The sequence below is a fragment of the Comamonas sp. MYb396 genome (assembly GCF_037479555.1).
GTDB lineage: Bacteria > Pseudomonadota > Gammaproteobacteria > Burkholderiales > Burkholderiaceae_C > Comamonas.
Genome location: NZ_JBBGYU010000002.1, coordinates 1 through 13276, shown reverse-complemented (window position 1 = coordinate 13276; position 13276 = coordinate 1). Strand labels below are relative to the sequence as shown.

Sequence of the window (13276 nt, the reverse complement as noted above, 5' to 3'; positions counted from 1 at the left end):
CGCCTGCGCCGCCGCCCTTCCTTCGTCTTTTTGGAGCTGTACCCGGCGCTGCCGGGTGCGCGCTTTGCCATGTCCCCTTTTGTTCATTATTTTCGTGCCCAGTGGGCGCCGAGCGTGCCGCGCGAGCTGATGGCCGGCGCGGTCGCCACCTTTGCGCTGATCCCCGAGGTCATCGCCTTTTCCTTTGTCGCCGGGGTTGATCCATCGGTGGGCCTGTTCGCCTCCTTTGTCATCAGCATCGTCATTGCCTTTGCGGGCGGGCGGCCGGCCATGGTGTCGGCCGCTGCCGGCTCGGTGGCCCTGGTCGCTGCGCCGCTGGTGCAGGCGCATGGCGTGCAGTATTTGTTTGCCGCCGGCCTGCTCGCGGGCGCCATGCAGGTGCTGTTTGGCTGGCTGCGCCTGGGCGTGCTGCTGCGCTTTGTCTCGGGCTCGGTGCGCACCGGTTTTGTCAATGCGCTGGCCATTCTTATTTTTGCGGCCCAGCTGCCGCACCTGGTGGGGGCCAATGGCGCGACCTGGGCCATGCTGGCGCTGGGCCTGGTGGTCATCTATGGGCTGCCACGCATCAGCACGGCCATCCCCTCGCCGCTGATCTGCATCCTGGTGCTGACGGGCGCAGCCCATGCGCTGGATTTGCCGCTCAAGACCGTGGCCGACCTGGGCCACCTGCCCGATACCTTGCCCAGCTGGGCGCTGCCCGATGTGCCGTTCTCACTGCAGACCCTGCAGCTGATTGCGCTGCCGGCGCTGGCCATTGCGATGGTGGGTCTGCTCGAATCCTTGATGACCGCCAGCGTGGTCGATGAGCAGACCGATACCCCGAGCGCGAAGAACCGCGAATGCAGCGGCCTGGGCCTGGCCAATGTAGCGGCCAGCTGCTTTGGTGGCATTGCGGGCTGCGGCATGATCGGCCAGAGCGTGAGCAATGTGCGCTATGGCGGGCGCGGCCGGCTGTCCACCTTGTTTGCCGGTGCCTTTTTGCTGGGCTTGATGGTGCTGCTCAAGCCCTGGGTGGCCCAGGTGCCGGTGGTGGCGCTGGTCGCGATCATGGTCATGGTGTCGGCCTCGACCCTGGACTGGGGATCGGCCCGTGCGCTGCTCAAACATCCCAAGCTGTCGAGCCTGGTGATGCTTGCCACCGTGGTGGTCACCATCGCCACCCACAACCTGGCCGCTGGTGTGGCGGTGGGCGTGCTGCTGAGCGGCGTATTCTTCATGTTCAAGGTGTCCAGGCTGCTGCAGGTGCAGCGCAGCGGCGATGCCGAGCTGGTCTACGCCGTGCGCGGCCAGCTGTTCTTTGCGTCGGCCGATCTGCTGGTCGATGCCTTTGATGTGCGCGAGATCGAGGGCCGGCCGGTGCGCATCGACATGGCGCAGGCGCATCTTTGGGACATCACGGCGGTGAAGGCGCTCGCCAAGGTCTGCGCGCGGCTGCGCAAGCATGGCAGCGCCTTGCAGGTGACCGGCCTCAACGCCCAAAGCCAGGCGCTGGCTGCCCGTTTGGACCTGCGGCTGGACGGCGTTTAGACACCGGATGGGGCCAGGGCTTGGACTGCCATTGCCTGGAGATTTGGCCCCGGAGGTGCCGAAGCCGGAATCTTGACGCACAATAGCCCCAGTTGCTGCGCGCATCGCCTGCGCAGCGTGTATATGCCCATCCCAGGAGAGCTTTATGAAAATGATTACCGCCGTTATCAAACCTTTCAAGATGGACGAGGTGCGTGAAGCTCTGGCGGATGTGGGCGTGACCGGTCTGACCGTCAGCGAAGTCAAGGGCTTTGGCCGCCAGAAGGGCCATACCGAGCTCTACCGTGGTGCGGAATATGTCGTGGACTTTCTGCCCAAGGTGAAGATCGAAGTCGCCGTGAAGGACGAGGATGTGGACCGCTGTGTGGACGCGATCGTCAACGCCGCCCGCACCGGCAAGATCGGTGATGGCAAGATTTTCGTCACCGAGGTCGAGCGCGTGATCCGTATCCGTACCGGTGATCTGGACGAAGCGGCGGTCTGATCAGGGCCGCACCCGCATCCGCACAAGCGCCTTGGCAAGCCAGGCGCTTTTTTCATGTCTGCCAACGGTTGCTGGGCAGCGGGTTCAGGGCTTGATCGTGATGTGCGAGCAAATCCACAGCACCTGCGCATCCTCATCGCCGCCCGAGATGCAGGCATGGCCCATGACGCTGTCGAAATAGCAGGAGTCGCCAGCGGCCAGCTCCAGCGGCGCATAGCTGTCGGTGTGGATGACCACGCTGCCGCGCATCACATACAGCATCTCCTCGCCATCGTGGCTCAGCAACTGCGGAAAGGCGCTGCGCTCATGGGCCTTGATGGTGGTGAGCAGCGGAATAAAGCGCTTGTTGGCCAGGTCGGCATGCAGCAGCTCATAGACGTATTGCGGCGTGCGGTGCACCAGGCCATCACCCTGGCGGGTGATGCTGCGCCGCGCGCGCAGGCCCGTTTGCTGCAGCGGGCTGAAGAGCTCGCCCACGTCCACATCCAGCCCGCGCGCGAGCGCCGCAATCTTTTCATAGGTGGGCGAGAGCTGGCCGTGCTCGATCTTGGACAGCGCCGAGGCCGAGATGCCGCAGCGCTGGCTCAGCTGCTGCAAGGTCAGATCGGCATCGCGCCGCAGCAGGCGCAGCTTGGTGGCCAGCACATCGGTGGTGGCATCGGCGCCGGCGTTGTGGTGGGGCAGGGGGGCGTGGGGCATGGCAGGCTCTTGTGGTGCTCGCCAGTGTAGGGGGCGCTGCGCTGGCCCGTGGCGCAGCGCAGCCGTGGCGGCCGCGTTTTAGGCCCAATTCTCGGGTAAACCCTAGACAGAAAGAACGGATTTAAGAAATTTATTGTCTCAAACTGCATTAAATTTCGTATACGAAAATTAATTCTCTTTAGTAGATTTATTGCGCCACATGCAGATCCTGGACTCCACCCACACCACGCAACACCTTCCCATGGCGGCCCTGATCGACTGTCTGGAACAGATGTTCATCGCCGGCTGCGAAGTGCCACTGCGCCACAACCACCAGATCGCCAGCCAGACGGGCGCCGACGACGGCATCCTGCTGCTGATGCCCGCCTGGCAGACCGGCAAGCGCATGGGGGTCAAGACGGTGTCCATCTTCCCGGGCAACCAGTCGCGGGGCCTGCCGGGTCTGCATTCGGTCTTTATCCTGTATGACGCGACCACCGGCGCCCCGCTGGCGGTGCTCGATGGTGATGCCATCACCTCGCGCCGCACCGCTGCGGCATCGGCCTTGGCCGCGCGCTGGCTCAGCCGTCCCGATGCCCGCCGTCTGCTGGTGCTGGGCGCCGGCCGCGTGGCCAGCCTGCTGCCCGATGCCTACCGCTGCGTGCGCGATATCCAGGAGGTGCAGGTCTGGGATATCCGCCCCGAGGCCGCACAAGCGATGGTGGCGCGCCTGCAGGCGCAGGGCCTGCAAGCCTCGGTCGCCACCGACCTGGAGCAGGCGGCGCGCCAGGCCGACATCATCAGCTGCGCCACCTTGTCCAACGCGCCCCTGGTGCGTGGCGAGTGGCTGCAGCCGGGTGTGCACCTGGACCTGATCGGCAGCTTTACCCCGGCGATGCGCGAGAGCGATGACGCCTGCTTTGCCCGCGCCACCGTCTTTGTCGATACGCCCGAAGCGCTGATGAAGGCGGGCGATATTCTGGCGCCTATCGCCAGCGGCGCCTGGGAGGCCAGCCGCCTGGCTGCCACCTTGGAGCAGCTGTGCCGCAGCCAGCATGCGGGCCGCCGCAGCGCCGAGGAGATCACGCTGTTCAAGGCCGTGGGCACGGCGCTGGAGGACCTGGCCGCCGCCTCGCTGGCCTTTGACGCCTTTAGCGCTGCGGGTACCTCGGGCGCCTCGGCCACCTGATCTGCTGCGCCGGGCCCTGTGCGGGCCCGGCCACTCTTCCCCCCTTTCCTTTGCTACCTGTTCACATCCCTTCCATGCGCACATCTTCGACCGAGCCAGCAGCGTCTGCGGCCACCAACAAGCGAGTACTGATTGCCAGTCTGATGGGCAGCTCCATCGAGTGGTTTGACTATTTCCTCTATGCGACCACGGCGGCGCTGGTGTTCGGGAAGGTGTTCTTCCCAACCACCGACCCGGTCGTGGGGCTGATGCTGTCCTACCTGACCTTCTCGCTGACCTTTTTCATCCGGCCGCTGGGCGGCTTTATCTTCTCGCACATCGGGGACCGCATCGGGCGCAAGAAGACCTTGGTGATTACCTTGTCGCTGATGGGTGGCGCCACGGTGCTGATCGGCCTGCTGCCGGGCTATGAGCAAATTGGCATATGGGCGCCAATCCTGCTGATCGTGCTGCGCCTGGTGCAGGGCCTGGGCATTGGTGGCGAATGGGGCGGCGCGCTGCTGCTGGCCTACGAATACGCGCCCAAGAACCGCAAGGGCCTGTTTGGCAGCGTGCCGCAGATGGGCGTGACCATCGGCATGGTGCTGGCCACCTTGGCTATCACCGTGATGAGCACCCTGCCCGATGACCAGTTCCTGGCCTGGGGCTGGCGCGTGCCGTTCCTGCTGAGCGCCATCCTGGTGTTCCTGGGCCTGTGGATCCGCAAGGGCATTGATGAGACCCCTGCGTTCAAGCAGGCCAAGGCCAGCGGCAATGTGGCCAAGATCCCGCTGGTCGAAACGCTGCGCTACCACTGGCGCGCGGTGCTGGTGGCCGTCGCCATCAAGTTTGTCGAAACGGCGCCGTTCTATATCTTCTCGACCTTTATCGTCAGCTACGCCACGGCTACCTTGGGCTTTGAGCGCATCTCGGTGCTCAATGCGGTGACCATCGCCACCCTGCTCACCACCTTGATGATCCCGCTGATGGGGCGGCTGTCGGACAGCATTGGCCGCAAGCGCATGTTTGTGGCGGGCACCCTGGTAATGGCCGCCTTCACCTTCCCGTACTTCATGCTGCTCGAGCAGCGCACGATGACCAGCCTGGTCATCGCCACCGTCGTCGGCCTGGGTCTCGTCTGGGCGCCCATCACCGCCGTGCTGGGCACCTTGTTCTCGGAGATTTTCTCGACCCGTGTGCGCTACACCGGCATCACGCTGGGCTACCAGATTGGCGCGGCGCTGGCCGGCGGCACTGCGCCCCTGCTCGCCACCTGGCTGCTCAACAAATACAACGGCTCCTGGGTGCCGGTGGCCTGGTACATCGTGGGCACCGCAGTGATCTCGCTGATCGGCATTGCGTTTGCCAAAACGGTGGCGGACAACGACTAAGCGTTTGCTCCCCAACACCGCTGCCGCTTCATTCCAAAGCGGCGGCGTTGACCCCACAAAAGCAAAGCGGCCCGTTCAACGGGCCGCTTTTTGGTGTCTGCGGGGCGCGGTTTAGATCACGGCACGCAGCGCATCGCTTTGCTGCGACAGACCGGCCTCTTCGACCAGCTGGGCGAGCAGTGCGGCATGGTCGTCGCCGCTCTTGATCAGGCCCATCTGCCACTCGTCCATAAAGCCCTGGCCCACGCACTGCTGCAGGAACTGCAGCATGCCGTCGTAGTAGCCATGGGCGTTGAGGATGCCGATGGGCTTGTCGTGGTAGCCCAGCTGGCGCCAGGTCCAGATTTCATACAGCTCTTCGAAGGTGCCGATGCCGCCAGGGATGGCGATAAAGGCATTGCTGCGCTCGGCCATCATCGCCTTGCGCTCGTGCATCGTGGTGACCACATGCAGCTCGTCGCAGAGCTCATTGGCCAGCTCGCGGTCCACCAGCGCCTTGGGGATCACGCCGACCACGCGGCCGCCTGCCTCGCGCGTGGCGCGGGCCACCGTGCCCATCAGGCCCGATTTGCCGCCGCCATAGACCAGCTGGCCGCCATGGCTGCCGATCCAGTGGCCCACGGCCTGGGCGGCCTCGCCAAAGGCGTCGGCCTTGCCGGGGCGCGAGCCGCAATAAACGCACATCGAAAAGCTTGGGGAGTTGGTCATTTCAGCAATCTTTCATACAAGGCAGGCAGCCACACCGCCGCGCACAGCACCAGCGCCAGGAACACGGCAGCACTGCCCATGTCCTTGGCCTTCTTGGCCAGTGCATGCCACTGGGGGCCAAAGCGGTCCATCGCCATCTCGATCCCGGTGTTGAGCAGCTCGGCGATCAGCACCAGAAAAACCGGGGTGATCAGCAAGGCCCAGTCGCGCCAGTCGCGTGCCAGCCATACGGAGGCGGGCAGCATCAGCAGCGCGAGTAGGGCTTCCATGCGGAAGGCCTTTTCGCCCCAGCCGGCCCGCAGGCCTTGCAGCGAATAACCAGCGGCATGCCAGACCCGTGTCAGGCCCGTGCGGCTTTTTTGCGGGTTGGCGGCGTGGATGTCGGCCAGGCTGGGCGCTGGCGCGGCGGGCTCGGAGGGGGGGCGGGGATCGGGCTGGTTCATAGGGAGCGTGGTAGTCGCCCATCATGGCACAGCGCGGGCGACACAAAGCATATTATTGCACTGCAGCATTTGATCGGCGCGCTGCGTGGCGCTTGCGCCCAGCATCGCTGGCGCAACAGGGGTGCATCTAGTCAGACGGACCAGGCGCCGTGCTTTTTGGCGCAGGGCGCTCGGCGCTGACCAGGCGGGTACCCGCGAGCGCATCGTGCCAGAACTGCTGCAGCGGGTGCAGCCGGCTGGCCAGCGCCCAGACCACGATCCAGCCGCTCAGCAGCACGACGATTTCGCCTACCGGCAGGCCAAAGGGCATGCTGACGACCAGCGGCGGCAGAAACCACAGCCAGCTGCAGACATAGCGCAGCAGCGCGCGGCCCTGGGTCAGCGGCTGGCCGTTTCGATCCACGATGCGGATCTGCCAGGTCTTCATCGCCAGGGTCTGGCCCTTGTGCCAGAACCAGGTGAAGTAGATGCCAAAGATGATGAACAGGAACAGCTGCAGGCCATGGCGGTTGTCCATCGCATTGCGGGTCTGGCTCAGCGAGCTGTAGAGGTAGCCCGACATGAAGACCACGCCAAACATCAGCATGCCTTCATACAACCAGCAGGCCATGCGCCGCGCCAGGCGCGGTGCGCGCAACAGCGCGCTGGTGGCGAGAGGGCCCGGGGGGAGCGCTGTTGTGCTGGAGGGGGTCTGCATGCGAACAGTATCAGGTCGGTGGGTGCACCGGGCTGTCGCTGTTGCGCGACTGTGATTCGCCCGCTGGTGGCCGGCTGGGGGCGTCGAGCGGGGGCAGCGGCGAAGAGGTAACAGGCGCGGGCATTTGCACCGGCGCGGTCTCCACCACCGGGGCAGGCGGCAAGGCTGGCGGCGGCGCCGGTGGCAACGCGGGCGCTGGTGCGTGGGCTGCGCCGTTAGCGGCCGGGGCAGGTCCGCTGAGGGGACCTACTTCCACTGGCGTCACCATGCCGCGCGACTGCACACGGATCTCGGGCGGCGGCAGGATCTTGGGCGGGTTGGCGCGGTTGGGGTTGATGGCGGCAGCGGGCACCTTGACCAGGCGCCCGGTGCTGCGGGCGGTGGGGCGGGGCGCCAGGGCCACGCCACCGTGGTAGAGCACGCCGCCCTGGGCCAGGCGCTTGCGCTCACGGGCGTTGAGTGCCTGGTAGTCTTCCCAGAGCTTGCGCTTTTCCTCGGCCGACAGGCTGCTGATGTTCGAGTAGTTGAGCCGCGCCTGGCTTTGGTCGGACAGGCTGAACTTGGCCCATTCCTTCATGTGCTCGGCAATGCGCAGCTGCTCTTCGGGGGAGAAATCGTCAAAGCTGTCGGCGATCATCGTCCAGCGGCTTTTTTGCTGGGTGGTCAGCCAGTTCCACTGCTCTTCGAGCGGCGCCAGCACGGTGCGCTGGTCGTCATCGAGCGCTTCCCAGCTCGGGCCTTCATTGCGCGGGCTGCTCGAGCGCGTGACGCTGTTGGCGCTCACCAGATCGCTGGCGGCGCTGCCGTAGATGTTGGCGGCCTTGTTGCCGGCGTAGATGCCCACAACAGCAAAAGCAGCCAGCAAAATACTGGCTGCCAGGGCGGGGATGCTCGAAGGGGCGGGCGTGCTGCCGGCTACCTCGTCGTTATCGTAATCGTGTCTCAACGCTTGTCAGTGGGCTGCTTTTGGGCAGCAATCTTCAGAAACTGGGTAAAACCAGGATCAGTATAGGCGCTTGGCGGCAGCTCGTCAGCCAGCAAGGTGGCATCGTACTCGGCCATTTCGCTGGCGCCTTCGTCCGCCTGAACACCGTTGAAGAAGGCCAGGCCGGCCACCATCGCGCTCAGCGGCACGGCCGACACCACGGCGCGCCACCAGTTGCGTTTGCCAGAAGGTGCAGCCTCCTGCTGGGGCTGGCGTGCAATCGCCGGCACAGCCACCACCTTGCGGCGGGACAGCGCGCGCTCGCGGGCCGCTCGCAAACGTTCGCTGATGTCGTAGTCGAGATCAGCCTCGGCTTCGCTCAGCCGAGCGGTGACGCGGCGGGCAAAAATTTCAGCATTGACAACGGTTTGGGCGGTGTTTGAGCGGTTCATAGCACGATTCCTTTGGCCTTAAGCACTTTACTCAAGGTTTGGATGGCGCGAAAGCAGTGGGTTTTTACACTTCCCTCTGAGCAACCCATGGCTGCTGCAGTCTCTGCGATGTCCATCTCTTCCCAATAACGCATCAGAAACGCTTCGCGTTGACGCGCTGGCAACTGTTGTATCTCTTTTTCTATTAATGCAAGGGTTTGTTTGCGGTTGGTGTGGTCCTCGGCACTCTGCTCGGCCTCTCCATTGTCGGCGTTGTAGATATCGAGGAGGTTGAATTCCCCCTCGTCATCCGGGCCTTCGAAGTCGCTCATCGTCGTAAAGAGCGCGTTGCGCGTCTTTTGCCGGCGAAACCAGTCGAGCGTGCTGTTGGACAGGATGCGCTGGAACAGCATCGGCAGCTCGTTGGGCGGCTTGTCCCCATAGTGCTCGGCCAGCTTCATCATGCTGTCCTGCACGATGTCGAGCGCTGCTTCCTGGTCGCGCACATGAAAAAGCGAGCGCTTGAAAGCTCGCTTTTCAACGCTTTTCAGAAAGTCGGACAGTTCTCGTTCTGTGGCCAAATCGTACCCAACACCGTGGTTATTCAGAGATTTCTCGCTTTTTACCCGGGCAAATAAACCAAGTGTGGCAAAAAACACCGCATCAAGCCCTAGATTATCGCATCCTATCGAAAAAAAATCCGTGGTTTGTCGCAAAGCAATGCTGCAGTGCGATAATGTATAAGCATCAAAAAGCAAAAGGGTCACGGTCCGGCGTCGCAAGCATCTCGCCCATGTCCGTTGGCCTCAAGTTCCAAGTAGGCTCCACAAGAGCTGGGCGAGGAGCACCAGAGGTTTTTCGTTAGAGAAATTCACAAAGGTTGATCATGGAAATGTCCAAGGCCGAGCAGAACTCGGCGCAAGCGGCGCATCAGTCCGCGCAGAAATCCCAAGAACTCATGGGCGCTGAAGTGCTGGTCAAGGCACTGCAGGCCGAAGGCGTCAAGCAGCTGTGGGGCTACCCCGGCGGTGCAGTTCTCTACATCTACGACGCGCTCTACAAACAAGACACCATCAACCATGTGCTGGTTCGCCACGAACAGGCAGCAGTGCATGCGGCAGACGGCTTTGCCCGTGCCACCGGTGAGGTGGGCGTGGCTCTGGTCACTTCCGGCCCCGGCCTGACGAATGCCGTCACCGGTATTGCCACTGCTTACACAGACAGCATCCCGATCGTCGTGATCTCCGGTCAGACATCCACGACGGCCATTGGCTCGGATGCCTTCCAGGAATGCGATACTGTCGGTATCACGCGCCCCATCGTCAAGCACAACTTCCTGGTCAAGGATGTGCGCGACCTGGCGCTGACGATGAAAAAAGCTTTCCATATCGCACGCACGGGCCGCCCTGGCCCCGTGGTGATCGATATCCCCAAGGACGTGTCCTTCAAGAAGGTGGCCTACAGCGGCTATCCCTCGACGGTGGAGATGCGCTCCTACAACCCCGTCAAGAAGGGCCACAGCGGCCAGATCCGCAAGGCCTTGCAGCTGCTGCTGTCGGCCAAGCGCCCCTATATCTACACCGGTGGCGGCGTGCTGCTGAGCGGCGCCGAGCAAGAGCTGCGCACCCTGGTGGACCTGCTGGGCTACCCGGTGACCCACACCTTGCTGGGCCTGGGCGCCTACCCGGCCAGCGACAAGAAATTCCTGGGCATGCTGGGCATGCACGGCACGATCGAAGCCAACAACGCGATGCAGAACTGCGATGTGCTGCTGGCCGTCGGTGCGCGCTTTGATGACCGGGTGATCGGCAACCCCAAGCACTTCATGTCGGTGGAGCGCAAGATCATCCATGTCGATATCGACCCTTCGTCGATCTCCAAACGCGTCAAGGTGGATGTGCCCATCGTGGGCGACTGCAAGGAAGTGCTGACCGAGCTGATCGCGATGGTGCGCGAGAGCGTGGCCAGCCCCGATGCCGAGGCACTGCAGAACTGGTGGAAGACCATCGAAGGCTGGCGCAGCCGCGATTGCCTGCGCTATGACCGTGGCAACAAGGACGTGATCAAGCCCCAGTTCGTCGTCGAGACGCTGTGGCAGATGACCCGCGATGCGGACTGCTATGTGACCTCGGACGTGGGCCAGCACCAGATGTGGGCGGCGCAGTACTACCGCTTTGAGGAATCGCGCCGCTGGATCAACTCGGGCGGCCTGGGCACGATGGGCGTGGGTATCCCCTATGCGATGGGCATCAAGCTGGCCAAACCCGATGCCGAGGTGTTCTGCATCACCGGCGAAGGCTCGGTGCAGATGAACATCCAGGAGCTGGCCACCTGCCGCCAGTACGAGACGCCGATCATCATCTGCGCGCTCAACAACCGCTTCCTGGGCATGGTGCGCCAGTGGCAAGAGATCGAATACTCGGGCCGCTACAGCCACAGCTACATGGATTCGCTGCCTGACTTCGTCAAGCTGGCTGAAGCCTATGGCCATGCGGGCATTCTGATCGAGAAGCCCGAGGATGTGGAGCCCGCGCTGCGTGAGGCGCGGCGCATTGCCCGCGAAGAGCGCAAGAGCGTGTTCCTCGATTTCCGCACCGATCCTACCGAGAACGTCTTCCCGATGGTCCAGGCCGGCAAGGGCATCACCGAGATGCTGCTGGGCGCGGACGATCTGTAAACGCCTTTCTGGCTTGGCGCACCTTGTGGCAAGCGCGCGTCCAGCCTTCCCTTGGGTTTTCCCTTTCTGACGAATCTATTGTCTACCGAGCCCAGCGCTTACCGGCGCCGGGGGAGGGTAGCGAAAAGAGGAATCTGTTCTTATGAAACACATCATTGCGGTTCTCCTGGAGAACGAACCAGGCGCCCTGTCGCGCGTGGTGGGCCTGTTTTCGGCCCGTGGCTACAACATCGAGTCGCTCACCGTGGCACCCACCGAGGATGCCTCGCTGTCGCGCATGACCATCACTACCACCGGCTCGGACGACGTCATCGAGCAGATCACCAAGCACCTCAACCGCCTCATTGAAGTGGTCAAGGTGGTCGATCTGACCGAAGGCGCCTACACCGAGCGCGAGCTGATGATGATCAAGGTGCGGGCGGTCGGCAAGGAGCGCGAGGAGATGAAGCGCATGGCCGATATCTTCCGCGGCCGCATCATCGATGTGACCGAGAAGAGCTACACCATCGAGGTGACCGGCGACCAGGCCAAGAACGATGCCTTCCTGAGCGCGATCGACCGGTCGGCCATCCTGGAGACCGTGCGTACCGGAGCCAGCGGCATCGGGCGCGGTGAACGCATCTTGCGCGTGTAATGCGCTGGTGTCACCGGCTGCGACGCCATGCCCGCCAGGCGGTGGGGGTGGTGCTGCTGCTGGTGGGGCTTGTGCTGGTGGTGGCCTGGGTGCAGACGGATGACCCCGATTGCAGTCTGTCCCAGGACCTTTTCACACAGCAGCGCTTGTGTGATGGCATCTTTGGCGAGCCCGACGAAAACGCTTCGAGGCGCACCAACCCCTGGCTAGTACTCATAGTAGGATTGGGCGCTTTTGTAGCGGGAGCTTATTTGCTGGCTTCAGGACCTGCGGCAAGGCCCCCTGACGATGCAGATTCTTGAGAATGTTTGTTTGAATTTCTGAATTTTTGACTGATACCAACGGAGCGAAGCATGAAAGTTTTTTACGACAAGGACTGTGACCTGTCCCTCATCAAAGGCAAGACCGTCGCCATCATCGGCTACGGCTCGCAAGGCCATGCGCACGCGCAGAACCTGAACGACAGTGGCGTGAAGGTCATCGTCGGTCTGCGCAAGTCTGGCGCTTCCTGGCCCAAGGCCGAGAAGGCCGGCCTGACCGTGATGGAAGTCAACGATGCTGTCAAGGCCGCTGACGTGGTCATGATCTTGCTGCCTGACGAAGACATCGCCAAGGTGTACAACGACAACGTCAAGGACAACATCAAGCAAGGCGCTTCGCTGGTGTTCGCGCACGGCTTCAACGTGCACTACAACCAAGTTGTGCCCCGCGCCGATCTGGACGTGTGGATGGTGGCGCCCAAGGCCCCTGGCCACACCGTGCGCAACACCTACAGCCAAGGCGGCGGCGTGCCCCACCTGATCGCTGTGCACCAGGACAAGTCCGGCAAGGCCCGTGACCTGGCTCTGTCGTACGCGATGGCCAATGGTGGCGGCAAGGCCGGCATCATCGAGACCAACTTCAAGGAAGAAACCGAGACCGACCTGTTCGGCGAGCAAGCCGTTCTGTGCGGCGGCGCGGTCGAGCTGATCAAGATGGGCTTCGAGACCTTGGTGGAAGCCGGCTACGCGCCTGAAATGGCCTACTTCGAGTGCCTGCACGAGCTCAAGCTGATCGTGGACCTGATCTACGAAGGCGGCATTGCCAACATGAACTACTCGATCTCGAACAACGCCGAATACGGCGAGTACGTGACGGGCCCTGAAGTGATCAACGAAGAGTCGCGCAAGGCCATGCGCAACGCTTTGAAGCGCATCCAGAACGGCGACTACGCCAAGATGTTCATCCAGGAAGGCCGTCTGAGCTACCCATCGATGACCGCCCGCCGCCGCAACACCGCCGATCACCAGATCGAGCAAGTCGGTGGCCAGCTGCGTGCCATGATGCCTTGGATCGCCAAGAACAAGCTGGTCGACCAGACCCGCAACTAAATCCCGATGGCTGCCGCTGCCCTGCTGCGGCGCCGAGGTGATGCGCAAAGGACTGCCTTGGCAGTCCTCAGACTGCTGACAAACCCGCCCATAAAAACGGCGGGTTTTCTTCATAATGGGGGAATGCTTAAAGAGCCAAGCGC

The 13276-nt window shown here is 63.1% G+C and carries 14 protein-coding genes; 7 read left to right on the top strand and 7 right to left on the bottom strand.

Features of this window, described 5'->3' with window-relative positions; genetic code table 11:
- Positions 1 to 69: 69 nt before the first annotated feature.
- Together WH265_RS04095 and WH265_RS04090 are read left to right on the top strand one after the other, a co-directional pair.
- Complete coding sequence (locus tag WH265_RS04095; RefSeq protein WP_339557422.1) at positions 70 to 1527, top strand: SulP family inorganic anion transporter; 1458 nt, start codon at positions 70 to 72, stop codon at positions 1525 to 1527.
- 145 nt (positions 1528 to 1672) lie between these two features.
- Positions 1673 to 2011 (top strand): P-II family nitrogen regulator, encoded by a 339-nt coding sequence (locus tag WH265_RS04090; RefSeq protein WP_021025141.1) that lies wholly within the window; start codon positions 1673 to 1675, stop codon positions 2009 to 2011.
- Positions 2012 to 2095: 84 nt separating this feature from the next.
- Here WH265_RS04090 and WH265_RS04085 read toward each other — a convergent pair whose 3' ends face one another.
- Positions 2096 to 2710, bottom strand: coding sequence for a helix-turn-helix domain-containing protein (locus WH265_RS04085; RefSeq protein WP_339557421.1), 615 nt, complete (start codon positions 2708 to 2710; stop codon positions 2096 to 2098).
- A 199-nt stretch (positions 2711 to 2909) separates the two neighbouring features.
- On the opposite strand from WH265_RS04085, the gene WH265_RS04080 reads away from it, so the two are divergent.
- Positions 2910 to 3878 (top strand): ornithine cyclodeaminase family protein, encoded by a 969-nt coding sequence (locus tag WH265_RS04080; RefSeq protein ID WP_339557420.1) that lies wholly within the window; start codon positions 2910 to 2912, stop codon positions 3876 to 3878.
- A gap of 74 nt (positions 3879 to 3952) precedes the next feature.
- The gene (locus WH265_RS04075) at positions 3953 to 5248 is read left to right on the top strand and encodes an MFS transporter (protein ID WP_021025144.1); all 1296 of its coding nucleotides are present in this window, start codon (positions 3953 to 3955) and stop codon (positions 5246 to 5248) included.
- 111 nt (positions 5249 to 5359) lie between these two features.
- Here the strand turns inward: WH265_RS04075 and WH265_RS04070 are convergent, their stop codons facing one another.
- From WH265_RS04070 to WH265_RS04045, 6 genes are all read right to left on the bottom strand, one after another.
- The gene (locus WH265_RS04070) at positions 5360 to 5956 is read right to left on the bottom strand and encodes an LOG family protein (RefSeq protein ID WP_021025145.1); all 597 of its coding nucleotides are present in this window, start codon (positions 5954 to 5956) and stop codon (positions 5360 to 5362) included.
- The gene (locus tag WH265_RS04065; protein WP_312988725.1) at positions 5953 to 6399 is read right to left on the bottom strand and encodes a diacylglycerol kinase; all 447 of its coding nucleotides are present in this window, start codon (positions 6397 to 6399) and stop codon (positions 5953 to 5955) included. The genes WH265_RS04070 and WH265_RS04065 overlap by 4 nt, the downstream gene beginning before the upstream one ends.
- Before the next feature lie 127 nt (positions 6400 to 6526).
- Positions 6527 to 7096, bottom strand: coding sequence for an RDD family protein (locus WH265_RS04060; protein WP_339557419.1), 570 nt, complete (start codon positions 7094 to 7096; stop codon positions 6527 to 6529).
- 10 nt (positions 7097 to 7106) lie between these two features.
- Positions 7107 to 8042, bottom strand: a complete 936-nt coding sequence (locus WH265_RS04055; RefSeq protein WP_339557418.1) for a DUF3106 domain-containing protein — start codon at positions 8040 to 8042, stop codon at positions 7107 to 7109.
- A complete protein-coding gene (locus tag WH265_RS04050) occupies positions 8039 to 8473 on the bottom strand; it encodes a DUF3619 family protein (protein WP_021024894.1) in 435 nt (144 codons plus the stop codon). The genes WH265_RS04055 and WH265_RS04050 overlap by 4 nt, the downstream gene beginning before the upstream one ends.
- Positions 8470 to 9033: an RNA polymerase sigma factor gene (locus tag WH265_RS04045; RefSeq protein ID WP_182345611.1), complete on the bottom strand. Its 564-nt coding sequence runs from the start codon at positions 9031 to 9033 to the stop codon at positions 8470 to 8472. Before WH265_RS04045 ends, WH265_RS04050 begins: the two co-directional genes overlap by 4 nt.
- A 305-nt stretch (positions 9034 to 9338) precedes the next feature.
- On the opposite strand from WH265_RS04045, the gene WH265_RS04040 reads away from it, so the two are divergent.
- The 3 genes from WH265_RS04040 (at position 9339) to ilvC (ending at position 13133) form a co-directional block, all read left to right on the top strand.
- On the top strand, positions 9339 to 11129 hold the full coding sequence (locus tag WH265_RS04040; protein WP_339536172.1) for an acetolactate synthase 3 catalytic subunit: 1791 nt from the start codon (positions 9339 to 9341) through the stop codon (positions 11127 to 11129).
- Between the two features lie 142 nt (positions 11130 to 11271).
- Positions 11272 to 11763 (top strand): acetolactate synthase small subunit, encoded by a 492-nt coding sequence (gene ilvN / locus WH265_RS04035; protein WP_021024891.1) that lies wholly within the window; start codon positions 11272 to 11274, stop codon positions 11761 to 11763.
- Positions 11764 to 12116: 353 nt separating this feature from the next.
- Positions 12117 to 13133, top strand: coding sequence for a ketol-acid reductoisomerase (ilvC, locus tag WH265_RS04030; RefSeq protein ID WP_230773062.1), 1017 nt, complete (start codon positions 12117 to 12119; stop codon positions 13131 to 13133).
- Positions 13134 to 13276 lie beyond the last annotated feature (143 nt).

Bases quoted from the DNA above. Each gene is read 5' to 3' on its own strand.
- WH265_RS04040 (WP_339536172.1), top strand. From the start codon at position 9,339: ATGGAAATGTCCAAGGCCGAGCAGAACTCGGCGCAAGCGGCGCATCAG.
- ilvC (WP_230773062.1), top strand. From the start codon at position 12,117: ATGAAAGTTTTTTACGACAAGGACTGTGACCTGTCCCTCATCAAAGGC.
- WH265_RS04060 (WP_339557419.1), bottom strand. From the start codon at position 7,096: ATGCAGACCCCCTCCAGCACAACAGCGCTCCCCCCGGGCCCTCTCGCC.
- WH265_RS04095 (WP_339557422.1), top strand. From the start codon at position 70: ATGTCCCCTTTTGTTCATTATTTTCGTGCCCAGTGGGCGCCGAGCGTG.
- WH265_RS04085 (WP_339557421.1), bottom strand. From the start codon at position 2,710: ATGCCCCACGCCCCCCTGCCCCACCACAACGCCGGCGCCGATGCCACC.
- WH265_RS04050 (WP_021024894.1), bottom strand. From the start codon at position 8,473: ATGAACCGCTCAAACACCGCCCAAACCGTTGTCAATGCTGAAATTTTT.
- WH265_RS04090 (WP_021025141.1), top strand. From the start codon at position 1,673: ATGAAAATGATTACCGCCGTTATCAAACCTTTCAAGATGGACGAGGTG.
- WH265_RS04080 (WP_339557420.1), top strand. From the start codon at position 2,910: ATGCAGATCCTGGACTCCACCCACACCACGCAACACCTTCCCATGGCG.
- WH265_RS04070 (WP_021025145.1), bottom strand. From the start codon at position 5,956: ATGACCAACTCCCCAAGCTTTTCGATGTGCGTTTATTGCGGCTCGCGC.
- WH265_RS04065 (WP_312988725.1), bottom strand. From the start codon at position 6,399: ATGAACCAGCCCGATCCCCGCCCCCCCTCCGAGCCCGCCGCGCCAGCG.
- ilvN (WP_021024891.1), top strand. From the start codon at position 11,272: ATGAAACACATCATTGCGGTTCTCCTGGAGAACGAACCAGGCGCCCTG.
- WH265_RS04075 (WP_021025144.1), top strand. From the start codon at position 3,953: ATGCGCACATCTTCGACCGAGCCAGCAGCGTCTGCGGCCACCAACAAG.